The organism is Tumidithrix elongata BACA0141 (assembly GCF_036349135.1).
GTDB classification, from domain to species: domain Bacteria; phylum Cyanobacteriota; class Cyanobacteriia; order Pseudanabaenales; family Pseudanabaenaceae; genus Tumidithrix; species Tumidithrix elongata.
In genome coordinates, this window is the sequence record NZ_JAZBJZ010000084.1 from 1 (window position 1) to 23281 (window position 23281).

Genomic DNA, 23281 nt, shown 5'->3' on the forward strand with positions numbered 1-23281 from the left:
TCATTTTCCTCAAATCCCTTCCTACTCTTGTTTGTATTTTTAGAGATGCCCATAATGGAATTGGCTTTGATCGCGAGCGATCGCATTCAGGATTTGGATTGCGCAATATGCAAGAAAGAGTCCAAAGCTTAGGAGGACAGTTTTATCTTACTAGCCAGCCCGATCGAGGCACTCAAATTAAAATTTTTATTCCCATGTAATCCTTTCAAAAAATGATGTAAAGCATCTTTTTAAAAAGACTGTACTGAGTGCGGAACCCCAAACCCCATCTATTGCAAATTCAAGAGAAATTGGTATGACGATGATTCGCTTGTTAATTATTGACGATCAGGTAATCTTTCGAGCAGGATTGGCTGCACTGATTTCCCTTGAGGAAGATATAGAAGTTGTGGGAGAGGGGGGGAATGGGGAAGAAGCGATCGCCCTTGCCGAAAAGCTACAGCCTGACGTAATTTTGATGGATATACGAATGCCTGTTTGCGATGGGGTAAAGGCAACGAAAGAGATTCATAAACGGTATCCTTGGATCAGGATTATGGTTTTAACGACTTTTGATGAAGATGAATATATCTGGCAATCTTTGCAGTATGGGGCACTCGGTTATATTCTCAAAAGTACGCCTTCACAACAGCTTGCTGCTTCTATTCGCAGTTTAGGGCAAGGCTTTGGACAACTCGATCCTGCGATCGCCTCTAAAATATTTGCACAAATTGATAGCAAAAAAGCAGTGTCTTCGGCACAAGCCTTAGAAGTACTCAAATATCTTAATCCGCGCGAACGAGAAATTCTGCGTTGTATTGGACAGGGCAAAACCAATCGAGAGATTGCATTGGAGCTATACATTACCGAAGGAACTGTCAAGAACTACGTCACCAATATTCTCAATAGTCTAAATATGCGCGATCGGACGCAGGTAGCACTTTGGGTGTCTCAAAATATGGAAACTTAGACTGGATTTACCTTTCCCTGCGTAAGCTGCTTTAAAAGATCCCTGTAGAACGCTAAGCATTCTCTTGAGAATCACCAGGAGTTGTTGGATTTGTGGATGCCTCAGAAGCAGACAAATTTACTAGAGAATCTAATGGAGAAGTAGCAGGAATTGTTGAATTTGTGGGTGTCTCAGAAGTAGGCAGAGTATCTAATGGAACACTCATAGAATCCGTTAAATTTATGGGATGCTCAGAAATAGAAGCGTTAACTGGAGCATCTAATGGAGAATCAGAAATGGGTGCTGAATTTGTAGGGGGCTCAGAAGCGGACAAACCAACTAGAGCGTCTAAGCTGACAGCACTTTGACTTTCGGGTCTCTTCTTCTTTCGCTTTTTTGTTGTACGCGCCCAACCAGTAAGACGCCAAATCCCCAAAAACAGCCCAGCCGAGATCAGCGCTTCAAAGTTCCATTTGATCGACTGCTTGATCAGTTTGTTGGAAACACCTTGCCTTGCTGCTTCGATTTGAGCCTTCCCATCTGTATCTTTCTTGGTAATTTCAGCTTCTAACTGTTTTCTGAGGGCTGTGGGATCGTTTAGGTCTAACTTGAGCGCATTATTTTGCTGCTGCATGGCAGTAGCACCCCTAACGAGATCGTCATCACTTACCTTTTTAAGATTTTCGATCGCCTGTTGAAATTGAGTTGCTTGGCGAGATAGTTGAAAATTGGCTTGGATATTGTTGGAGTTATTGATGCGAATCGTAACGCTAATGCCAGCAAACATAACCGCAAAAAAGAAGATTGCTAATAGGAGCGATAGCCAAGAAAAAAATTTAAGAGTTATTTTCCTGAGTGATGTTCTCTCCTTAGGTTCACCGTAAAACACTAAAACGAATCCTAGGAGTGGCACTGGTACGCTGCCAACTAAACTGCCTAGGGTCTGAAACACCCAAGCTTCATCTGTAAGCCGAGGGGGAAGAAGGGCATCAGCAAAGTTAGAGAGCGCCAGTAACAACAGTCCATAGCCGACAAAGCGAAAAAGATAAACTGAGGGTTCAATATTACTGCTCATACCATAGGTTTATTGTGGGACAAAATTTCAAGTATTAGCCATAGATAAGCATCAAGAGAGCGGAAATCGCGCCTTCCACCACTCATGCCATGATATCCATGCTTTTGTTAACTTTTGTTCGATGTTTTCAGCTGAATCGCCTTCTAAATCGGCAGAAAATTGTGACCATAGGCAACGGCGATCGCGTAGATCTGCTTGTGCCAGCAACCAACTAACAATTGTACTTGGCTTTAAGGCATAGGCAGTCATATTGTCGTCAAATTGTTCGACCGTAACGGTGCTTTGCCCTCTGGGGTTAATGCAGGCACTCAGATAAACTCGATTTTGATAGGTAAAGAGCGTGTAATATCCCAGCCCTTCTTGGTGACGTATCCCTTTTTGTAGTTCTTCGGGTTTTAATTGGATCTCGGCGTAGTCTTGCAAAAAAGCCACTACATTCCCACTGGTTCGTACTAGGTAGCGCACATCGATCTTGATGGATTGGCGATCGATCGCATACTGATAGCGTCTTCCCACTTTGTAGCTTACCTTTAGGGCAGAATTTGGATCGGTAATCTCTTTATCTGTAATGGCAGTACTTGGATTGACTGGCACCCAGTTGGCGATATCGAGGGTTTCTGGAAATGCATAAGGCGTAGGTTTACCAAGATTGGGATCGAAAATAGATTTTGCCAAAACTACCAAACTGGCACTAGCAATTACGGCTAAGAGTGAAAATCTGATTTGCTGCCACTTGAGCATCTTACCGATCCAAGGTCATGTTTATTTTTCTATCAGTATTTCAGGAATTGGCTCGAGAATTGGTCGTGAGTCACAAAAAATTCTATTGGCATCCCCATATTTCGCGATCGCTTTGGCTTGACCCAATTCTTTGAGGTTAAGCCATGCCCACATTTGGTCTCCATAGGAAAAATGCCACCACTCATTGGGGTGACGTTGAAACCCATGGGCAGCCATAATTTGAAGTAGTAGTTCTCGATAGGCATGAAACGATCGCGCTTCCGCACTGGTGGCAGTTTCAAAATAGTTGGGAAACGAGCGATCGCTAATTTCATCAATGGCTGAGCCCATGTTAATTTCCTGTCGATCGCGATCGACAAGCGTAATATCGACCGCCGCACCCGTGCTATGGGGCGGTGGCGTGTTTGGATCGTCACTTGGAATTGCCCAAAACTGAAGCACCTGCGCCATCAACTCCTGTTCCTGTTGCGCTGATAAATGCTGCCTGTCTAACCCTTGAGCCTTTGCTAACTCGCATAGCGTATGCTCTACCATAAACCGTTGTACGGGAATGGGGCGATAGGCGTCAAAAACTTTGATCTGCCAACCAGCACGCATCGTCTGTAAAAAATTTTGGGCAGCCTGTAAGCGATCGCGCACGCCTGTCCGCAAATAAAAAGGGGACTTATTTCCATAGGGCGCACCCAAGGCTTGATAGGCATGAGGTGCTTGAATGAAAAAGCTTTGAGAGATTTCTGCTAGGGGCTCGCCGCAGTCAGCGATCGGAATAATTTGATATGGTTTCACAATTTAGTTGTGCCAAAACCATGAATGTTCGTTATCATTATCCGCTAAATCTTTCGATTCGCAAAACTAGAAGACTAGTACTTTTACCTAGATACGGCTAGAATTTGCCTATTACAAAATGTAACAGTATGTAACTGTGAGGAGGGTAACGCTATCGTTTCTGTCACACCAGCAAATCCAGTAAATGTAGATCAAGTCCAGTCTAAGCCCGATGACGAGCAGGGCGCTTCTGAGCTACATGTGATCGGTAGAGCTAGCTTGCAAGGTCATGTCCCGATTAGTGGCGCTAAAAACTCGACCCTAGCGATTATGGCAGCAGCATTGCTCTCCTCAGATGGTTGCCGTATTTACAATGTGCCCTCCTTGGTTGACGTCCAACGCATGACCGATATTTTGGCAGCCTTGGGGGTAAAAATTACCAGAACCCATGATGCTCTGGACATTGATACCAAAAACATTCAACAGAGTTGTGCGCCCTATGAGCTAGTCAGCCAACTTAGAGCTAGCTTTTTTGTGATTGGCCCCTTATTAGCCCGACTCGGTTCGGCTCGTGTGCCTCTCCCCGGAGGATGCGCGATCGGAGCCAGACCTGTCGATCTGCATGTGCGTGGCTTGCAAGCCTTAGGGGCAGATGTTCAAATTGAGCATGGCATCGTTCAAGCCTACTCTAAGCAAAAGGGTGGCAGATTAAAGGGAGCCAAGATTTATCTCGACTATCCCAGTGTTGGGGCGACCGAAACCCTGATGATGGCGGCTACTTTGGCAGAGGGAGAAACCATCATTGAGAATGCTGCCCAAGAGCCAGAAATCGAAGATCTTGCCAACTTCTGCAAATCGATGGGTGCCAGAATTCAAGGTGCAGGTACGAAAACGATCTTAATTGATGGGGTTCCTAGTCTGCATACGACTAACTTTGGCATCATTCCCGATCGCATTGAGGCAGCAACATTTATGATTGCGGCGGCGATTACGCGCTCTGCACTCACCCTATCGCCTATCGTTCCCGAGCACTTGGTTGCCGCGATCGCTAAACTTCAAGAAATCGGCGTGCATGTCACCCAAGAAGCTGAAGATTGCCTGCGGGTCGAAGGCGGTGACCTCTATCGCGGTACAGACATCGAAACCCTTCCCTATCCCGGATTTCCCACCGATATGCAGGCGCAGTTTATGGCATTGCTCACCGTGAGCGAAGGCAATAGCGTGATTAAAGAAACCGTATTTGAAAATCGCTTGCAGCATGTCGCCGAACTTTGTCGGATGGGAGCGAATATTCGCTTGAAGGGAAATGTAGCGATCGTCAAAGGCGTGCATAGCTTGTCTGGTGCACCTGTGATGGCTACCGATCTGCGTGCTTCTGCGGCGTTGGTACTGGCAGGTCTAGCGGCTGAGGGTGAAACCATCATCAAGGGTCTGCATCACCTCGATCGCGGCTACGATCGCATTGAAGAGAAGCTTCGCAATCTAGGCGCAAAACTCTATCGCACTACGGAGTCCTAAATCAGTTCCATTCAGGGGAATCAATGGATTCCCCTAATGTCAGAATATTAGACCTGTTGGGGTATAGTAATTTAAAACGCTGGAACGCTTGTGTGGATTAGATTCCAAGGATTTTACCTAAGGATCGCTGAAAGCTTTGCTAGCAAACTGCTTCAAGGTCTTTTGAACTTATTACCCAACATCTCTATTAATCATCGTTGCACTTGATGCCCTTGAATTTACTTATAAGGACGTTTTTCGTCGTAGATATGCCAGATTGCTAGATCGGTACAATCGAAATCAAGTGCTTATTGAAGGAATGCGATCGCGCTTAGATACTGCGGCTACAGGTGTTGGAAACTATCTCATTAAAGCAAGAACTGATGTGATCGCTCGTCGTCCAGATGGTTCAATTAGTGTCAACACGCAAGGAATTATTTATCCACCCTAAAAATCAAGCCGATCGAGTGACCTAGGAACAATCCCCGAGCCTTGCCGTCCGTAAATTCTAGTAACTTTCCCAAAGTTTCACCTAGAAAATAAACCAAGGTAGGTATAGGATTGTATGCAACCAGATTCAGCACAAGGCATTCGTTCATCTAGGCAGTCTGCTATGCAATCCCCGATTCCTCAAGGTTCTGTCTTACGCGATCGCTACGTTGTCAAATCAGTGATCGGACAAGGTGGTATGGGACGAACCTATATTGCACAAGACCTCGAGCGCTTTAATGAAGCCTGCGTGCTTAAAGAGTTTATTCCGCCCAGCCAGTCCCCTGACGTCGCCGCAAAGGCTAAAGAATTATTTCAACGGGAAGCCAGCATCCTTTATCAGATCAGGCATCCACAGGTGCCTCAGTTTCGCGCCACCTTTGAGGTTGCAGGTCGTTTGCTGTTAGTACAAGATTATGTCGATGGTGACACCTTTAGGGCGTTACTGTCCCAACGGATAAAACAAGGACATACCTTTTCAGAAATTGAAATCATTACGCTTTTACGTCAAGTTCTGCCAATTCTGAGCTATCTGCACGGTCATGGCATCATCCACCGCGATATATCACCTGAAAACTTGATGTTGCGATCGCAAGATCAACTGCCCGTTTTGATTGACTTTGGTGTGGTGCAGGCTGCAACAAACCAACTCAACTCCCAAATTGGCTTACCCGCTTCAACCGTGGCAGGTAAATTAGGCTATGCCCCACCCGAACAAATGCAATCGGGGAATGCTTACGCCAGCAGCGATCTCTATGCCTTGGCAGTAACTGCGGTTGTCTTATTAACGGGCAAAGAACCCGCCGACATCTTTGATGGCGACAGTTTGACATGGCAGTGGCAACGCTATGCCTCCCTGAGTCCCGCATTTGCCCAAGTACTCAACCGAATGTTGAGTTATAAACCCGCCAATCGTTACAGAAGTGCCGATGAGGTTTTGCAAGCGTTACAGATGGCTCAAGCTTCTTTGTCTCAAGTTAGAACCTATGCAGTGGCTCGAAACCCCCAAGAAATGGCTGGCACTGGTTTACGAAATCCCTCTCAAAACATCTCGCAAAATACAGTATATGCGGGCGATCTTGGCGGAGCTAATACCAGACCCTCCAAGGGAAAAGGTGGTGGACTTAATTTAGTTTGGGGCTTTTTAATTGTCGTTTTTGCAGGTTTAGGCTCTTGGGCAATTACCTCGATTTATTTTGAGCGAGGCAGAAATGCAACTATCTCGCCTACACCTACAGTCAGTACGCTTGATACGATAAAGCCAACGACCTCAGCTACAGCCACGCCAACACCAACTGTGGCCAATGTAAATAAAAATCTGGAATTTACCCAAGGTGTACTGGAGGGTTCTAGCCGTGCTGCTGTCAGTGACAAAATTACCGCAGGTCAAACGGTGACCTTTCGCTTTAACGGAGAAAGAAATCAAAATCTCGTCGCATCCTTGGGTGGATTGGGCTTGCAGATGACAATTAAAAACTCAGATTTAAAGCCTCTAGATAGTAAAGCTACCAATAATGAAACCGGCTATTGGCAAGGTAAATTACCCTATAGTGGGGTTTACTTCATTACGATTAGAACGGTGGCAGGCGTATCTGATAGTAATTACAGTCTCGATTTGCAACTAGAAGGGTTAAGACCCACACCAAAACCCACACCAACCAATAGTCTTTCTCCATCGCCCACACCTACGGCGACGCCAACAGAGCAACCCACAGCTAGTCCTACCACAGAGCCACCTAAAGGAGGAGCTAATGATGGTAGTCGTAAAGTTATCTCTAAGAGAATTGACCTTCCTCCCGGAAGTTTTGGTACTGCCGTAGACGATCAAGTTGCTTCGGATGAGGTAATTCGCTACTCAGTCGGTGTTTTAGACAGACAGACCCTCACTGTTGTGGTAGATGGTGGGGTAAGAGTAGAGATATTTGCGCCTAATGGTGGCTTGGTTTGGAATAGTAGCAGTGGTAATGTTCAAGAAATCCCTAATACCACCGCTGGCAACTACAAGATTGTGGTGACAACTGAGCGTAAAAATCCAGCAAGCTTTAGGTTGAATGTCAGTGCAAAGTAATTTGAAACCGTGAATTTTCCAAGCTAGCATTACTCTATACACAAAATTTGCAATTGCTTTACTCATAGGTAGTCGTAAATCTCTGGTACACCAAGAGATCGCGTTGAATTACCCGTACGAATGTAGAGTTCGATGCCTTTCTCTGATTTTAAAAAAGCTGCTTGTTCTGACTTGCGAACATAAACGCCACAAATATCCAGTCCTTCGACCTTGGTAAAACGGATTTTGAGGTAGGCTAAGAATCTCTTTCCGATGTGATTTTCGATGAGCTGCACGAGATGGCGCTCAAATTTGTCCAGAGAACCGTTATTTAAACACTGTAGATCTTTTGCCAAGCCAAAAAGCTTGCCATCATCTTCAACTCCGATCAGCAGTACACCACCGCCTGCTGAATTCAGAAATGCCGCGATGGTTTTGAGTACGCTAAACTGTAATTTCTTATTTTCTTTGTTTTCACGAACATCCCATTGCAACGAGCTTTTGAATTCCAACTTATCGCTTTCGCCTAGTGAAATTAGGTCGGCAATCGGGCGCAGATCGCCAATTTTTTTAATCGTGGTGGTGAACCGTCTGAGTTTGCGTTCTTCAAGGCGTGTGAATAATTCCTCCTCGGTATTCGCAGCTTCTATGACAACTTGGTTGGCGATCGCGATGTATTGTCCCCAATATTCAGCTTCTAGATCTGTAATATTTTCTTCAAGCCACTGCTGGTTAGGACGATTTCCCCAGCGATTGAGATAAGCGATCGCATCTTGGATTGAATCATTGAGAGCCTCAAAAGTATTACCCGACATGGTTTTGGAAATGTAGTCCCAAGCTCCCGCACGAAAGGCACGACGACAGTCAGCAACAGTATCATTGGCAGTGAGAATGATGACTACGGTGGAGAGGTTGCGTTGTTGTACCCAATCGAGAATTCCAAAACCGCTATCATCTTGTTCCATTCGCATATCAGAAATCACGATATCACAGGGATTGACCAGCTTTTCCTCTGCTTCAGAAGCACTAGTGGCTGTGACAATTTCTTGATAGCCAAATTCATCTCGCAACCATTGTAGTAGCTCGTCTAGATAACTGGCTTTATCTTCGATCACTAACAGATGGACGTTTTCAGTTTGCATGAGCGTATCTCTAAAATTCCCCTAAAGTGAGTTTTCCGGTAAGTAGGGTAAATAGATCTGAAATTTTACACCCTTACCTGTCTCTCCAACTTCTCGAATCCGTCCACCCATTTTTTCAAGGGTTTTACGGGCAATAAATAGCCCTAGTCCACTCCCTTTATTTTCTGGCGAGGTTGTGTTTAGCGGTTGAAAGATCCATTCTTTTTTGTCATCGGGAATACCTTGTCCATTGTCGATAAACTCAATGTACAAAAACTTGCGATCGCCTGGAATTGTCGGATAACTAATATCTTGTGGGTTGAGCAAATCGCTAGCAGTCATGCGGATAAATAGGTTAGAGTTGCTGTGATTGTGCTTGAGGGAGTTTTCGACCAACTCATTGAGAATGCTCTTGATTTTTTCTTCGTCGCCATCAAATTCTGCATCGGGATTGCGAATATCAAGGCGAATGCGAACGCCATCAATACGAGGTTGGCTTGTCCAGTTAGCAGGTTCCCATTTTTCAAATAGTTGGCGTACCAAAAAGCGATGCCTGCGGATAATCATGCCTTCGTTGATGGATTTCAGATCGTTAAGCGCCGTTTGAGTAAGTTCTAGCTGTAGAAGTAGTTTTTCAAAGTTTTGGTATTGCGGAGTTTCTGTGGAAAGATGACGCATGGCACGGCGAGTTTTGGACTCAATCACCGCAAGTTGATTATTGACTTCATCAGAAATGTCGTGGGCTGTTTTAGAGACAATCTCTAAGAGCTGTTTGTAGTTACTGTGGGGAATGTTTGCAATCGCTGCTTTTTCGGTTGCTCTTTGACGGGCAATACCTTCTAGCAGTTCTTCGAGGTTATGCACGATTTCCTTGACGAGAGGATGCTCTCCTTCCATGTGGCGCAGTAACCGATAAGCGATCGATTTGAGGACAGCAACTTCGTTACCAATTTTGTGATACATGGCACGATAGAGCATCTCTATATCGTCAGTTCTCTCTTCGTCCCCTCCAAATAGTTCGTAGGAGGTTTCAGCATTGGCATTGAGGGCGATCGCTTTCATGGCTTCGGCATAGCGAGGTGATGTTTCTTGGACTTGACGCAAAAGCTCAATCGCTTCTTCGCTATCTGGATCGCTAGCTAAAAGGCTACGGGCAGCATAGAGAATGGATTGATCTTGCTGATCTGAGTTAGCGATCGCCTCAGTAATGAGTTTCATTCCTTGCTCGGGTTGCCGTAAACGATAATACAAACGACCGAGGTTAATTTGGATGATGGTAATGTGATGGTTTTTTTGCGTTGCCAAATCGATAGCCAAAAGTTGTAAAAGTGCCTCGTTATACTTGCCTTCACCTTCAAGTTGTTGAGCATATTGCAAACGGAAATAAGACCTGTCGGGCTGAAGTTCAACTAATCTTTGAAATTCACCTGCTCTAAATAGGGCATCTACATAACTTTTAAATGTCCGAACATCGTCTTTGTTTAACCGTAGAGCAAACTCGAATAGCTCAAAGGCTTTTTGAAACTCTCCCTGCTGTACCAAAGCATTTGCATAGCTATTTAATGTGATGATATCTTTCCCATTTAGGTGCAAGGAACGCTCAAATAATTCAGTCGCATGTTGATACTCTCCCTGTTTTACCAAAACATTCGCATAACTGTTTAATGTGGGAATATTATTGCCATTTAATTGCAAAGAACGCTTAAATAATTCAGCAGCACGTTGATACTCTCCCTGTTTTACCAAGACATTCGCATAAGTGTTAAGTACAATATAATTCTTATTATCAAGTTGAATAGCTTGTTCAAACGATGCGATTGCTTCTTGCAAGTTTCCTAACTTAGCTAAATCTCTACCTTTTTTAGTTAGTTCTTTTACTTTCTCTTGCACACTAGGCTCTGCTGGGCTAAGAGTACCTAGACCGTTTGTATCCTGCGATCGAGAAATAGAACTAGTCATACCAGATACCTTATGACGCTTGGATGCATTTTAGCATCCATAAAGACTCTGGTTTAACTACCAACGGCGATCGTTAACTTGACGACGCATGGGCAAAGATGAACCGAGAGCCGTAGCGATCAGATTTTTGTTTTGGAGTAAGGGTAGGTCAAAAATCCTAACGAGCGATCGCATTAATTGAGATATTGCACGACAAACCCAAGTTCTTGTTCAAAAAATTCTTGCAATTCTTCGATTTTGGATTTTTCCATTTGTAGTAGCCAGCTAATTGAGGGACGATTGAAGTCTTCAACGTTGCTCTGAATGTTCTGTGCCATGCCAAGCAGATACTGCCACATATAACGGTTTCCACTCGCAAACAACAGATCGGCATCGGAAATACAGATCCCAAATTTCTTGGCATCGAACCAGTCTAAGTTAGAAAGTTCTTGGCTGAGGATATTTAAACTCAACTCTTCGCCGGGGAACTGAACGGCAAGGGCAAGCTGTTCCACAAAATCTTTGGAAGTCGGGCATTTTTTCCCATCAACCCAAAAAGTCTTTAAGCCTTTTTCCTGAAATAGAGTCTCTGCAAAGTCTCGATCTTTCGAAAAAAATGCGCATACTTCAGGCGCAAATTGATAAAACTTTGTCATGATCTGAACCTTGTAAACGTCTTGTAGTGGTCACCTGTATAGTAATAATTTGCTCCTCCTACAACAACTCGCCTTGTGCCCCGACTTGGATCGTCCTTATAGGGCTTGATATCGTATTCCCTGTACCCTACATTATCAGGAAGTACCATTCCAGTCTGACCAGCGCCATTGCCAAGATTACCGAAGTTACCGCCTGAATGGAACTGTCCTACAACTTTATCACGGCAACTTGCAATGACAGTATTGACAGTATCTTCCACAGGTACGTTGACCTTACCCACCTTCACTACCCCTAGTCCTGTACGGCTGGTCACTGAAACGCTGCTTTCCGCACAGCTTTCTCCTGCCCAGAATTGTTGATCTTTGTCAGCTTGTAATTTGTTGTAGATGTTGTTGAATGTGTGTTTGAGATCGAGCCATTTTTTGACATCGACTGGTGTTTTAGGCTTAGTCGCACCTTTTAAAATGTCCAACACAGCAATGGTTCTGGTGACATTATTGCCAGACTTACCGTAAATAAAAGCAACTTGTTCGCCATGTCCAACGATCCAAGTTTTGGCAAGCATTTTCTCGGAATCAACCTTTGGAATGCTTTTTGCAATCAAAAAGGAAGCATCTGCGGCTTTGCCTTTATGTTTAAGGTAATCTTCCCCTTCCTGAAGGGGATCTACAACTGTAGGAACGGTTAGGTCACCTAATAATTTATTTACATCCTTTGAGCTATCCTTTTTGCTAAAGATAGTTAGCGCCTTGTCAATATCACTGTTTGCTTTTTTAAAGAATGTCAGCAATTCTGTAAAGTCTTCAGTCTCATCGCGATCGATTAGGGTTTTAAACTTTACATCTTCTCCAGTTTTCGCTTCATTCAGCAATAGCATCAGTGCTTGAGCTTTAGCATCAGTACCTCCTACTGGAATATGTACATTCTCTAATTTTTCCAAAGAGAAGACAGTAAAGATTTTCTGAATGTCTGTAAGTGAGATCTTTGCACTCAGCCCATTCACGAACCATGCAACCAGTTTAGTCGCTTTTTTGTCATCTGCCCCCGCTGAAGTCAGCACCCATTCAGAAGCTGCCTCACTATCAGGAAAAGCAAATAGCGGAGTAATGGCTAACTTTAGAGCGTCTTTATATTTTGCTTTATTCCCTTCCAACCCAGAATCGAGTTTCCCTTTTTTAGTTTCAAACTCGCCTAATTTTTTAGTCACCTCATTTTTATAGGTCTCTTTCTTCCCTTCCAGACCGTTATCTAGAGATTCTTTTGTTCGGTCTAATTGCTTTAGTTTGCTTTCGATCAGTTCTTTTACTTTAACGACACTAGAGCTATCATCGTGAGGGAAGATTTTTGCTAAGCCTTTACTTATAGGTGTGATTTTAGTGACTTCATTTTTGGTAAAAGTATGAGTGTGATCTACCCCTGTTTCCTTTTTGAATGTAGATATAAAAGTCTCTCGATCTACAATGTTCTTTGAAACGGCTGTGTCATATTCGAGGGTTGCTTTTTTATTGCTGAGTGATTCCGCAATTGTTTCATCCGATTCATCTACATCGATGTCTTCATTTTCGGTATATGAAGTGATGTAAGATTCCCGTTTTTGTTTGTTCTCTTCAACAGCTTCATCGTATTCATCCGTTGCCTTCTGATTGCCAAGATTCTCTACTTTATTCTTGACTGACTCATGAAAATTATATTTCTCTAATTCAGTCATCAGCAGATCTGCCGCTACTGGATCGTTACCCTTTTCTCCCAGCTTTTTAATGGCTAACGCCTTAACACCCTTTGCTTGATACTTAAAGAGGTAATCTTTAATCGCTGGGGCAGCAGTAGGATCGTAGTTGGCGATCGCTAAAGCCTCTTTCATCAGTGGTAGATCGGCTGTACCGACTAATGGAACGAGTAAGTCGCATTGTTCTTGGGGTCTAAGGATGGGGTTGGGTTGTGCCTTGAAGAAATCAACAAGGGACTCTATCTGCTCGTTACTATATTTGAGGAATACCTGAAAAGCCGTATCCCCGATTTTGTTCCGAAAGTCTTGCATAAGAGGAGTGTCAGGATAGCCAAATCTGCCTTTGAGCCATTCTGACGTAGCTCTTTGGATCACGTTAGAGGAAAGTTGAGCGTTAACTGTTCGTTGAATATTGTTCCGATCGCTTGTGTCTGATGGTGCTTTTTGAGTATCGAACTTGTTTGACACAGAGTCTGAAATCATTGAGGATGCTTTTGCACCCATTACATCTGCTTCGGTTTCCAGTCCTGTATCGTCATTGATCCCAACTCCCTGCGTTTGCAGTGTAGGTTGTACCCGTCCCTGCTTTTGCTGTACCACATGCCAAGCTTCATGCGGTAGATGCTCTTCCTGTCCAGAAGCAAGGTGAATGTCATTCCCTTGAGCGTAGGCTAGGGCATCGATCTGAGATGGTTTCGGGGAATTTTTATGAACCCGCACATCTGATACATCTATGCCTGATAGCGATTCGATCCCATCTTTTAACCGATCTGGCATTCCTGTTTGGTTGGGTTGTATCTCTGTTTTCGTCTGTACAGTTACATCTGTCTCAAACTTTCCCTGAATTGCTTCCTCTTCTTCCTCATTTGCCCCTGCTTCACGTTGCAGTGCTTTAGGCGCTTCATCGACTTTCTGCTCGTCGTTATCGTTTGACTCTGCGATCGCTAACTTTGCCTGAATGGGTAAAGTAGTCCCCGCTTGTATTGCACGATTCTCCTTATATCTCTGAACGGTCTCCGCCCATTTTCGCTGAAACACCTCCTGAGATGAGCCTCTCACTGGGGTATACTCACGATATGGATTGAATTCTGCGTCACCTCCTTCCTTAGCTCTCTGAATGATGCTCTCCCACTTCCGTTGCATTACGCTCTCTGGTGTACTTCGGTTGTTATCCAAAAAGCATTGCGGTGTAACGCATAGATTCTCTTCTGAATTCAGCTTTCCCAACTGGTCTCTTTCTCCACCTGCTTCTGTTGACTCCTGAGATTGGGGTGAAGCAGATGTCTGGATTTGCGGTGGCGCAAAAGGGCGGGCTTGAAGTTGTGCAGCCTGTGGTGCAATGGATGGCTGTGTTGTAGGCTTCTTTATATATTCTGAATATTTCCCCACAGCCAAGCACCTCTTTTTTCAAGTTGAGAAGTATCTGAATTTTTATGAGGTACTCAAACAACAAGACTCTATAAATACTAGTAGAAGGGATCTTGAGGTGTTTGCGATCGCTGTAAAAATATCAGTTTTTTTAATGAGCCCATCATAACCGAGATTTTGGTTATGATCCAAATTCAATCTCTTGGGTTGATGCCCCAGCATTTACTGTGGACTAACTGCCGATGCTAGACTCGGGGCATCCTTTTGATTTTGCGATCGCTACCAACTGCGTCCGTTAACTTGACGACGCATGGGCGAAGATGAACTGCTAGGAGAGCTGACAAGAGCTACAGGCTCTTTAGAGAGAGGCTTCTGGTTTACGTTGGGTGCAGTGTTGAAACTGCCATAAGCAGCACTACTAGAACCACTGCTAGGGCTTTTAGGTAACGTCTCTACCTCAACCGACTTCGAGGCATTGGATGATGACTCACTGGGTTGTGGAATCGCAACCTGCGGCTCGGAAACTGAAGTTCCTCTCAAGGCAATCTCTCTAATTACACGCGTCATTGCTCTTTGCGCCAACTGCGAGATAATATTACGCCCCACGGCTTGGGTTTCAGGCTTCAGCAAAATCTTTCCGGCTAGAGGCAGAAATTCTAAGGGATCGATTTTTTGATCTTTTTGCAAGATCGACCAGATATTCGCCGCATGATCTAGCCCTGATTCCTCTGTTTCACTAGATTTAGCCTTGGGTTTATCCTTACTAAATGGATTGGGAATGCGTTTTAAGGCAGTTTCTTCGATGCCCTTCACCAGTTCATCTACGAGGCGATCGCGCATAAATTCACCCCGTTCAGACAGTAAGAAATCGCTGACTTGATCGACCGTCTGCTTCAAACTGTAGTCTTGGTTCGTTTGGGCGTTACTCAACAGGTTCTCTAGACGATTCCAACGGAAAGAACCATCGCGGAACAGCACATCCTTCAGTGCCATGCGTAATTCGGGAGAGCGATCGGTGAGCAAACGATTAGCAACGTAAGGGTAAGCCACTGCAAGCACTTTAAAGTTGCGATCTACACTGAGTGCAATTCCCTCTAGAGTGACCAGCGATCGGATAATCAGAGCATAGTAGGCAGGAACTTGGAAGGGATAGTCATACATGATCTGCGATAGCTTATCGGTCATGCCTTTGAAATCCATTTCCGTCAAACTCTTGCCGGGTGGGGGGTTGAATACCTCAGCGAGGGCAGGTACAATCCCTTCAAAATTGACATCTGAACTTAAAAATCCTAAGCGAACATAGTCTTTAGAGAGAGCATCAAAGTCGCGATTGACCAAATGCACGATCGCTTCAATCAAGCCGAATCTCTGCTCGGCAGACACCGAACTCATCATGCCAAAGTCAAGATAGGCAAGCTTGCCATCTGTCATCACCAACAGGTTTCCTGGGTGCGGGTCGGCATGAAAAAATCCATAGTCAAGCAGTTGCCGAAGCGAACATTGAACGCCCACCTCGATAATGTGGCGACTATCAAAGCCCGAAGCTTTCACACCCTCAATGTCAGTAAGTTTAATGCCCTCGATCCATTCCATCGTCAGCACGCGCTTGGCAGTGTATTTCCAATAAATACAAGGCACATAGATTTCATCGATCTGTCCGTGCCCGTAATATTTGGCAAATTTTTCCGCATTTTCCCCCTCATGGGTGTAATCCATCTCTTCAAAGATGCGGAAGGCAAATTCTTCGAGAATCCCGACGAGGTTGCTGCGAATGAATTTAAAAGACTTCATCATCCAAGCGCTAATTCCACGCAGGATATACATATCAAGCGCAATTCCTGCCACAATATCGGGACGCTGAACCTTAATCGCCACCTGTTCGCCTGTGTGTAATCTGCCTTTATAAACCTGTCCTAGTGAGGCTGCGGCGATCGGATTGTCTGAGATCTCAGCATAGACTTCGTGGGGGTCGCCGCCCAATTCTTCGCGAATAAATTGAAACGCAATTTCATTGGGAAATGCGGGCAAATGATCCTGTAGCTGTGCCAGCTCATCCATATACACAGGCGGCACAATATCAGGACGCGTCGAGAGAGCCTGTCCAATTTTGATAAATGCAGGGCCTAAGCGCGTCAGCAACTTTCGCAGTTGTGCGGCTCGTTGTTTCCCTTTTTGCGCAACTTGTCCTGTGCGCTTGTCCCATCGCAGCTTTAAGAACAGCCATAGCATCGGTAAAAAGATCGCTAAACAGCGCCACCACACCTGCAAGGGCTTGCCCCGATAATAACGCGCGATCGCTTCAGCATCATATCGATCTAGCTGAAATGTTGACTTGGAGGCTGTTGGCATAAAGTTCCGTTGCATTGAGACTGCATTGAGTTAACAGTATTTTAACAATTACAACGACCAGATCCCTTATACCTAAAGTCTTAATCCCCCAAAACCTTTACGAATCTAAGGACAGATGCGATCGCTTAATTATTCAGAATGTTTTGGCAACTTGCCCCTTAAGGGATTACTTTGCTCTCGTCGCAGAGCGCAATAATTCGATTTACAAACATCTTTAGCTCTGGGCAAGCTTGAATCGCAACCATAAGATCGTTTTTTTCTAAGATTTTTCTTCCATGAATCGGCTTATTGTAACTGCATGATTTTCCTGACTCAAAAATCTCTTTGATCCTATAGGCGGGGGGCTTATCGTGATTCACAGTCTCAGGAGCCCCACTAGGAGCAGAACGGTTATGTTTTGCGAGGGTTTTAATAGTTTCCCAATATGGAAGCAGCCATGCTTCAAAATCATGTAATGCAGCATGAGCATAAAATTTAGGATTATTTCCGACCCACTGGGTCATTTTAGCTTTGGCATCTTTGGCTGTTTGAAAGTCTTTAGTGCCATAAACATCCGTAAGTGCAATCACAGCATCATAGCCATCACTTAACAAGTTCTCCACAACACGCCGAAGCTTTGCTTCTGTGGGAATTAGACCATTTTGGGGAATAAATTTAAGTTTTGGCATTTGCTGTCCCAGACGACTTTGCAAAAAATTGCGCAGCTTTTCTCTAAAAGCTATTTCAGTAGCTCCTTCGACTAAAACAGCAATTTTCATGGACGACCACCGATCACATTCATCGCCCAAACTTGATCGAGCGTGTAATCTTCCAGCCATTTATCTAAATTTAGCGTGTCAGCCCATGTCATTTTTGCCTCGCCTTCCTCGAGATCGCAAATCAGGACTTCATGGGGCTCAAGAAATCTAATCAGCCGATCTGAGTGGGTTGCAACGATCAGTTGTGTGTGTTTTGCTGCTTCTCTCATGAGATAAGCTAAGTGCCTGAGTAATTCAGGGTGTAAACTCACTTCTGGCTCATCTATGAGTGTGATGGTTGTCAAATTTTGGCTTTGCAAAAGTGCCACCAACCAAAGAAATCGGAGCGTTCCCTCTGACAATTCATGTATGTAGATCGGTTGAGAAAAATTTCTATCCTTCCAAGTCATAGAGATAGTTCCAGCAGCAACTGGTGGAAAGTTTAATCGCTCAAAATCTGGGAATGCAGTAGAAATAATACTTTCAATCATTTCAAACTGATCGCGATCGCTTTCCCGTAGGTCATAGAGACAGGAAACTAAATCTTCACCCCTTGCCCCGGGTAACTTTGCTGGGCGCATTGCTTGAGGCAAACGAATGGGGCTTTTCTCTGAAACATCCAGCGCTCCATAATAGGTACAGGAAGCAAGACTCTTTCTCAGTTTTTCAGGTTCTTGATACATTTTTGGAACTTGAGATAGCGAAGTTTCAAGATAGTTATGTTCCCAATTTGGAGTTAGAGATTCGCCATTTTTAAAATATTTAACGTCTAAGCCATAAGAATCAATATATTTAAACGATTCTTTTACCTTTTGTGTGATTTCAGACTCAGTTTCTGTTAAATCTTCTCTTCCTGCGTATTGTGTGACTCGTATTACAGCCTCCTCTTTCGCTTCTCTTTTTATTGAGGGCTGCAGTGTTAATGACTCATTCCTAATTTCATAGGATAAACCTTTAGGAGATATAGCTAAACCATATTGCAACGTTCCTTGTTCTGGAATTCCCATTGAAAGTGCTATTTCTAGGTTCTGAGATCTCCCCCTAGTTAAAATCTCGTTTAGCCCACCTTTATTTTGCAATGCGTCGTGTAATTTCCCATTGGCTGAAGCAGCTAGGGTTGAAAGCATATCTAAAAAAGAGGTCTTCCCCGATCCATTGGCACCGATCATCACGGTGAGATCTCTCATTTCAAGATCGACATCTTGAAGGCGACGAAAACCTTTTACAGATATGTTCCCAAGTTTATCCATGCGTTTGACCATTATGATTAATCAAGAGCCGATGACCTAAACTTCGCTGTTTGGGTCATTCACAGTATATCTGCCTTAAAACCTTTAAAACTTTGGGGCATTCGTTAAGCAGGCTGGTGGGAGTGGGCGAAGATGGTGTTTAGAGTCTTTAAATCATTTGCTTTGGTGCGATCGCATCGAAATCAAAACCCAAACAATTCCTTGATACTCACAACAATTCCTTCCAGCGTAGATATAGAGAGACTTTCGCCACCTTGATATTGCTGAACCGTTGTATAGCTTTGCGCTACAGGATCGCGATAAACTTCTATGTTTCGATCGGGTAAATTTACAATCCAGACTTCAGGAATTTTTGAGACAGCATAGAGAGGGATTTTTACTTCGCGATCGAACTTCAGCGTCGTGTCAGAAACCTCGATGAGTAGAAGGATATCTTGAGGAATGGGATGCCCTCCTTTATAGAAATCATCACGGTATTTGACGATCGCTAGATCGGGTTGAGGCTCAGATAAATCATCGAGGATAATGGGATTTTGCGATCGCACATCAGCCATTGATGGCAGCCGCAAAACAAACAATCGCACCAGATACGACACGCAAGCGGCGTGCAAAAGCCCTATCGGCGACATTTCTAAAATTTCCCCATCGAGTAATTCCGTGCGTTCTCTAAGGATCTGCGCCTCACCCATTTTGTGATATTCCTCAACGGTAAAGCGATGTCTAATCGGTAAAGTAACCATAGGTTTAGAATAGCTATCTTCGTTATTGGGTGGAGCAAAGAGGCGCGAATCCAACAAAGACGAAAGTATGCTCAAAACAAATTAAATCGCTGTAAATGGGTTGCGATCGCATTCGGCAGTTGCTTGACCAAAGACTTCACATCCTTGGCGACCATGCGCTGGTAGATCGGCAGATCGAAGGGAAATGTGGCATCTTCTTCGCGATCTTGGATTTGAATCAACAGAATTTGTTCGAGCCGCTTGGCTTGGAGTGCATAGCCCACCTCTACGCAGACTTGAGGACTGAGCAATAGTTGCGGGGGATCTGTGGGGGTATAGGCAACAGGCGTAACGTCGCCGACGAATAACATGCAGCGCTTGAGCCTTGCCATCACGGCACTTTTGAGTTTGATCGGTTCGTCCGTGAGGCGATGAGCCTGCTCTAGGCTGAGAGGAATTCGGGCTTTTTTGTTAATGTCTGCGATCGCTGTCTCTAAAGCCGCAAAAATCACTTCACTGGAATGGGGGTATTGATTTTGGTAGCTAAAAAAGATCGTGGGATCGAGATGAGCCATGATTTCTTGTTTGGTGAAATAAATCTCATGGCTGATCAGGTCAATATTGGCAATAATATAGCTGCCACTGCCTTCGATATAAAACTCAATGGTTTCGCCTGCAAGATAGCGCTGAAACCATTCTGACTCTTGTACTACTTGAATTTCGTCGAGAAAATCGACCCTGAGTGCAGATTTGAGCAAACTATTTTTGGCAAGGCGCAAATCGTGGGGGCGACTGGTTAGCGATCGCAAGGGTTCATATTCAGGTACATACCAAGCCTTTAGAACAATAATCGCCATAGTGCCATCCGTCCTTACGCGGTCTATTGGGTGCTTAAAAAAGTGCTGTAGGGGCTAAATCTATCACATTTGATTTATTTCGTGAAACAGATATTTTGGATAAATTCCATAAAAATATCTGTAGAGTATGGCATTACCCCACAGATATTAACGAGACTTAGATCGGCGTCTTACATCGTGAATTTTTCTGGAATTTGTAATTCCAAAGAGTTACTTAGTGATATTCGAGCGATTAGTCGTCATAGATACGGCATTCAGCCGCATCGGGATTGTCATCACAGTAAATTTCTAAAGAATTCTTGCCCTTGGCTTGCTTTTGATGTGCAGCTTCTGCTTGTAACTCTTCAACCGTGTCCCAAGCTACTGCACATTCCTTAGAGTTTGTACCTGAGACATCACAGGCTTCTCTAGCTTTCTGTAATTCTTCTTGGATTTTTTCTTGAATGTTGCTCATGAATTTATTATATGCTCACAACTCGATACTAACAGAATCACACTGTAGCTAGAGTATCTCCAGAGGCTGAAAACCTTACCAAAAACTTAAGTTTTGGAGTTCTGGCGTTAACATGCCAACCAAGAGGATAAAACCAATCCAGACATTTTGGCCGAATGCACGCTGGTAGATACTTGCAGGTATTTCTATCTTGGATAGTTGTTGACTCTGCCAGATCCATAATAACCCTGCTATCCCACAGGTAACGTAGTGAAAATAACCTAAATGCAGATCCCAGCCCAGCCAGATTAGGCAAGCCAGTGCGATCGCATAGAAAACTGCGATCGCCCCCGTCACGTAGTCACCAAAAAAGATGGCGCTGGATTTCACTCCAACCTTTAGATCGTCCTCGCGATCGCTCATGGCATAGACCGTATCAAACCCCATTGCCCAGGCCACAGTCGCCGCCCATAGCCCCCAAGTATGCAAATCGAGAGACCCTGCGATCGCTGCCCAAGGAATCAAAACGGCAAAACCCCAGGCGATCGCTAAGACCAACTGGGGCACGGGGAATACGCGCTTACAGGCGGGATAAATTGCGATTACAGGCACGGCGGCAAAGCACAACCCAAAACTAAGCGGATTTAAATAGGTTGCCAGCAAGAAGGCACAGAGGGCTGCTACGAGTAACACAACGACGCCAACCTTGATCGAAAGAGATCGCTCGGCGAGGGGACGATTTTTGGTGCGTTCTACCTTTGGGTCAATATCCCGATCCCAGAGGTCGTTAATCACACAACCGGCGGCACTGGTCGCTAGGGTTCCTAAGATCACCACAATCAAAAGATCTAGAGGCGGTAGTTTTGACTGGGCGTGCGATGCCAAAACCAGCGACCACAAAGCGGGGATCATTAAAATTAGCCGTCCTGCGGGCTTATTCCAGCGCAAGAGTCGAATGATTTTTTGTAGGGTGGATTCTGGGGCGATCGCTGAGGTCATAGAACAATTTTAAAATGCGCGTAAAATGCGCGATGAAGAAGGTAAGGATGATATTAACTATTGTAAATCTGAATTATCTGAAAATTAGCGGAAAGGGTAAAATCCAGACACAGCAAATCCAAGAGCAAAAACTATGTCTGTAGAAAGTACGATTCAGGTTTTCGCGCAACTCCAAATCGATCGCAGTCAGCTTTTTTCGGCAGAGGACAAGGTAGAACTAGAGAAACTCTTTGCTAGCTTGCCAAACGACTACAATGCGATCGCCGATGCCTTGAGTAATTGGTGCCGATCGCGATCGGCGATCTATGATGCGCTGTTAGATGGACTAGAAGCACTAGAAGATTCTCATCGTGCGGCAGGACAGGGGAAAGTGGCGAAGGCTCCCGAACATTCACCTAGCGATTACAAACAAATTTTGTTAAACAATATCGTTCAAAGTTCGCCATTGCCTAACTCCTAGCATGAAGCACTTCCTTCTATAAAGCGTTCCAGAACTTCAAGACAAGGCTTCAATTAGTTTTTCTTAGAGGAGAAATGCAATGCGCGAATTAAGAAGATTAGCCCAAATTGCCTATGATGGAGCTTGGGACTCCTATGAAACCGATCTTTTCTCAGACACTAAATATGAAGTTTCTATGGTTCTAAAGTATTATCTTGAAAATACCGATAGAATCCCTCTTTATATTCAAGCAGAACTGCTTGAATGCGCTCAGGATGGTTGTTCGAGTATTTCCTCTTCTAGCGGCTTGCCAAATGATGTAAGAGCTAGGAAGACTGCTAGGCACATGGCAAGAATTTGCGCGATTATTGATGCTTATTTTGCTGAATCTGAATTACACAGTCAAAAACAAGATGGTTCAGAGTCGAACGACTTGCAACAAAGCTCATATGTGCCCAAAAATGATGATGCCGTCCTTGGCGGTTTGGAAACACATCCATCTACTGCTTTTACTTTAGGTGGCTTAGAAGGCGTAAAGCAACAATATCAAAGTAGTTCCACAGAGTTACAGATTGCGGCGCTGCAAAAGGCTATGAACTATGGTGAACTAGGCATAGATCTGGTCTTGATGGCTCTGGAAAACAAAAAAATCGAGGTACAAAATGCTGCTTACCGTCTGTTAAAAAGCAAAGAAGGAGATAATTCGAGGGTGAAGCAGGCTATACAAAAAATATTCAATTTAATAGAGGCTCTTGAGGATCATCTAACTCATATGTCTGAGCATGAAAGCTTCATAAATAGCCTTGACCCCGCAGATTATCGTTCTTCCGCTCAATCGCTTGAGTCTATGCGCGAGGAGCGTGAATTAATAGAACTAGAATTACGCGAAGCAAAAGCGATCGTGAAGTTATGACAACACTTCCAGTGCTTGAGCAGGCTAAAGTTACGCTATTTGCCTATCACCTGTTTCAGAGTACGGGGCAAGAGGCGATCTCGTCTAATTCTCTCTGGCAACAAATAGTAAATTTGGCAAAATCCCTCAATATTCCAAGCTTGGTCGCACTCCCTGACTTATTAATCAAACCCTCACCTACTCCCTTCCCGCCATAAAATCAGGTAATTAATGAGAAAATAAAATCCAGTGTT

At 44.3% G+C, this 23281-nt stretch carries 22 protein-coding genes; 8 read left to right on the forward strand and 14 right to left on the reverse strand.

The features are described 5' to 3' along the window. A partial coding sequence (locus V2H45_RS17810; RefSeq protein ID WP_330485015.1) for an ATP-binding protein occupies positions 1-200 on the forward strand: 200 nt, incomplete at its 5' end. A 101-nt stretch (positions 201-301) separates the two neighbouring features. Further along, a complete protein-coding gene (locus tag V2H45_RS17815) occupies positions 302-949 on the forward strand; it encodes a response regulator (RefSeq protein WP_408648821.1) in 648 nt (215 codons plus the stop codon). Positions 950-1001: 52 nt separating this feature from the next. Here V2H45_RS17815 and hpsJ-A read toward each other — a convergent pair whose 3' ends face one another. Genes hpsJ-A through V2H45_RS17830 form a run of 3 tightly spaced genes read right to left on the reverse strand, consistent with a single transcriptional unit; the run spans position 1002 to position 3530 of the window. Further along, positions 1002-2003, reverse strand: a complete 1002-nt coding sequence (gene hpsJ-A / locus V2H45_RS17820; RefSeq protein WP_330485017.1) for an HpsJ-like protein, cyanoexosortase A-associated — start codon at positions 2001-2003, stop codon at positions 1002-1004. 51 nt (positions 2004-2054) lie between these two features. Continuing rightward, a complete protein-coding gene (locus V2H45_RS17825; protein WP_330485018.1) occupies positions 2055-2744 on the reverse strand; it encodes a cyanoexosortase A system-associated protein in 690 nt (229 codons plus the stop codon). A 21-nt stretch (positions 2745-2765) separates the two neighbouring features. Then, positions 2766-3530, reverse strand: coding sequence for a M15 family metallopeptidase (locus tag V2H45_RS17830; RefSeq protein WP_330485019.1), 765 nt, complete (start codon positions 3528-3530; stop codon positions 2766-2768). Positions 3531-3770: 240 nt separating this feature from the next. On the opposite strand from V2H45_RS17830, the gene murA reads away from it, so the two are divergent. From murA to V2H45_RS17845, 3 genes are all read left to right on the forward strand, one after another. After that, entirely contained in the window at positions 3771-5027 is a 1257-nt protein-coding gene (gene murA / locus V2H45_RS17835) for a UDP-N-acetylglucosamine 1-carboxyvinyltransferase (RefSeq protein ID WP_330485020.1), read from the forward strand. Positions 5028-5310: 283 nt separating this feature from the next. Beyond that, the gene (locus tag V2H45_RS17840; protein WP_330485021.1) at positions 5311-5457 is read left to right on the forward strand and encodes a hypothetical protein; all 147 of its coding nucleotides are present in this window, start codon (positions 5311-5313) and stop codon (positions 5455-5457) included. A gap of 114 nt (positions 5458-5571) precedes the next feature. Next, positions 5572-7563: a serine/threonine-protein kinase gene (locus tag V2H45_RS17845; RefSeq protein WP_330485022.1), complete on the forward strand. Its 1992-nt coding sequence runs from the start codon at positions 5572-5574 to the stop codon at positions 7561-7563. A 62-nt stretch (positions 7564-7625) separates the two neighbouring features. Here the strand turns inward: V2H45_RS17845 and V2H45_RS17850 are convergent, their stop codons facing one another. From V2H45_RS17850 to V2H45_RS17900, 11 genes are all read right to left on the reverse strand, one after another. Continuing rightward, positions 7626-8684, reverse strand: coding sequence for an RNA-binding domain-containing protein (locus V2H45_RS17850; RefSeq protein ID WP_330485023.1), 1059 nt, complete (start codon positions 8682-8684; stop codon positions 7626-7628). A gap of 21 nt (positions 8685-8705) precedes the next feature. After that, positions 8706-10622 (reverse strand): tetratricopeptide repeat protein, encoded by a 1917-nt coding sequence (locus tag V2H45_RS17855; RefSeq protein WP_330485024.1) that lies wholly within the window; start codon positions 10620-10622, stop codon positions 8706-8708. Positions 10623-10795: 173 nt separating this feature from the next. Then, a complete protein-coding gene (locus tag V2H45_RS17860; protein WP_330485025.1) occupies positions 10796-11257 on the reverse strand; it encodes a hypothetical protein in 462 nt (153 codons plus the stop codon). Continuing rightward, positions 11254-14373, reverse strand: a complete 3120-nt coding sequence (locus V2H45_RS17865) for an eCIS core domain-containing protein (protein WP_330485026.1) — start codon at positions 14371-14373, stop codon at positions 11254-11256. The genes V2H45_RS17860 and V2H45_RS17865 overlap by 4 nt, the downstream gene beginning before the upstream one ends. 258 nt (positions 14374-14631) lie before the next feature. After that, positions 14632-16716, reverse strand: coding sequence for an ABC1 kinase family protein (locus tag V2H45_RS17870; protein ID WP_330485027.1), 2085 nt, complete (start codon positions 16714-16716; stop codon positions 14632-14634). Positions 16717-16859: 143 nt separating this feature from the next. Continuing rightward, positions 16860-17459 (reverse strand): DUF4276 family protein, encoded by a 600-nt coding sequence (locus V2H45_RS17875; protein ID WP_330485028.1) that lies wholly within the window; start codon positions 17457-17459, stop codon positions 16860-16862. Continuing rightward, positions 17456-18688 carry an AAA family ATPase gene (locus V2H45_RS17880; protein ID WP_330485029.1) on the reverse strand — a complete coding sequence of 411 codons (1233 nt, stop codon included), beginning with the start codon at positions 18686-18688 and terminating at the stop codon, positions 17456-17458. Before V2H45_RS17880 ends, V2H45_RS17875 begins: the two co-directional genes overlap by 4 nt. Positions 18689-18870: 182 nt before the next feature. Further along, a complete protein-coding gene (locus tag V2H45_RS17885) occupies positions 18871-19428 on the reverse strand; it encodes a Uma2 family endonuclease (RefSeq protein WP_330485030.1) in 558 nt (185 codons plus the stop codon). A 71-nt stretch (positions 19429-19499) separates the two neighbouring features. After that, positions 19500-20264, reverse strand: coding sequence for a hypothetical protein (locus V2H45_RS17890; RefSeq protein ID WP_330485031.1), 765 nt, complete (start codon positions 20262-20264; stop codon positions 19500-19502). 232 nt (positions 20265-20496) lie between these two features. Continuing rightward, positions 20497-20718 (reverse strand): Calvin cycle protein CP12, encoded by a 222-nt coding sequence (locus tag V2H45_RS17895; protein WP_330485032.1) that lies wholly within the window; start codon positions 20716-20718, stop codon positions 20497-20499. 75 nt (positions 20719-20793) lie between these two features. Beyond that, positions 20794-21696, reverse strand: a complete 903-nt coding sequence (locus tag V2H45_RS17900) for a 4-hydroxybenzoate solanesyltransferase (RefSeq protein ID WP_330485033.1) — start codon at positions 21694-21696, stop codon at positions 20794-20796. Positions 21697-21829: 133 nt separating this feature from the next. Here V2H45_RS17900 and V2H45_RS17905 point away from each other — a divergent pair, with 133 nt between their 5' ends. The 3 genes from V2H45_RS17905 (at position 21830) to V2H45_RS17915 (ending at position 23245) form a co-directional block, all read left to right on the forward strand. Then, the gene (locus V2H45_RS17905) at positions 21830-22156 is read left to right on the forward strand and encodes a hypothetical protein (RefSeq protein ID WP_330485034.1); all 327 of its coding nucleotides are present in this window, start codon (positions 21830-21832) and stop codon (positions 22154-22156) included. 79 nt (positions 22157-22235) lie between these two features. Beyond that, entirely contained in the window at positions 22236-23048 is an 813-nt protein-coding gene (locus V2H45_RS17910) for a hypothetical protein (protein ID WP_330485035.1), read from the forward strand. After that, a complete protein-coding gene (locus V2H45_RS17915) occupies positions 23045-23245 on the forward strand; it encodes a hypothetical protein (RefSeq protein WP_330485036.1) in 201 nt (66 codons plus the stop codon). The genes V2H45_RS17910 and V2H45_RS17915 overlap by 4 nt, the downstream gene beginning before the upstream one ends. The last annotated feature ends 36 nt before the right edge of the window (positions 23246-23281 follow it).

What these genes read in the sequence shown, in the direction of transcription:
- V2H45_RS17815 (WP_408648821.1), top strand. Translation starts at nt 302, where the DNA reads ATGATTCGCTTGTTAATTATTGACGATCAGGTAATCTTTCGAGCAGGA.
- hpsJ-A (WP_330485017.1), bottom strand. Translation starts at nt 2,003, where the DNA reads ATGAGCAGTAATATTGAACCCTCAGTTTATCTTTTTCGCTTTGTCGGC.
- V2H45_RS17825 (WP_330485018.1), bottom strand. Translation starts at nt 2,744, where the DNA reads ATGCTCAAGTGGCAGCAAATCAGATTTTCACTCTTAGCCGTAATTGCT.
- V2H45_RS17845 (WP_330485022.1), top strand. Translation starts at nt 5,572, where the DNA reads ATGCAACCAGATTCAGCACAAGGCATTCGTTCATCTAGGCAGTCTGCT.
- V2H45_RS17850 (WP_330485023.1), bottom strand. Translation starts at nt 8,684, where the DNA reads ATGCAAACTGAAAACGTCCATCTGTTAGTGATCGAAGATAAAGCCAGT.
- V2H45_RS17855 (WP_330485024.1), bottom strand. Translation starts at nt 10,622, where the DNA reads ATGACTAGTTCTATTTCTCGATCGCAGGATACAAACGGTCTAGGTACT.
- V2H45_RS17860 (WP_330485025.1), bottom strand. Translation starts at nt 11,257, where the DNA reads ATGACAAAGTTTTATCAATTTGCGCCTGAAGTATGCGCATTTTTTTCG.
- V2H45_RS17870 (WP_330485027.1), bottom strand. Translation starts at nt 16,716, where the DNA reads ATGCAACGGAACTTTATGCCAACAGCCTCCAAGTCAACATTTCAGCTA.
- V2H45_RS17875 (WP_330485028.1), bottom strand. Translation starts at nt 17,459, where the DNA reads ATGAAAATTGCTGTTTTAGTCGAAGGAGCTACTGAAATAGCTTTTAGA.
- V2H45_RS17880 (WP_330485029.1), bottom strand. Translation starts at nt 18,688, where the DNA reads ATGGATAAACTTGGGAACATATCTGTAAAAGGTTTTCGTCGCCTTCAA.
- V2H45_RS17885 (WP_330485030.1), bottom strand. Translation starts at nt 19,428, where the DNA reads ATGGTTACTTTACCGATTAGACATCGCTTTACCGTTGAGGAATATCAC.
- V2H45_RS17890 (WP_330485031.1), bottom strand. Translation starts at nt 20,264, where the DNA reads ATGGCGATTATTGTTCTAAAGGCTTGGTATGTACCTGAATATGAACCC.
- V2H45_RS17895 (WP_330485032.1), bottom strand. Translation starts at nt 20,718, where the DNA reads ATGAGCAACATTCAAGAAAAAATCCAAGAAGAATTACAGAAAGCTAGA.
- V2H45_RS17900 (WP_330485033.1), bottom strand. Translation starts at nt 21,696, where the DNA reads ATGACCTCAGCGATCGCCCCAGAATCCACCCTACAAAAAATCATTCGA.
- V2H45_RS17905 (WP_330485034.1), top strand. Translation starts at nt 21,830, where the DNA reads ATGTCTGTAGAAAGTACGATTCAGGTTTTCGCGCAACTCCAAATCGAT.
- V2H45_RS17910 (WP_330485035.1), top strand. Translation starts at nt 22,236, where the DNA reads ATGCGCGAATTAAGAAGATTAGCCCAAATTGCCTATGATGGAGCTTGG.
- V2H45_RS17915 (WP_330485036.1), top strand. Translation starts at nt 23,045, where the DNA reads ATGACAACACTTCCAGTGCTTGAGCAGGCTAAAGTTACGCTATTTGCC.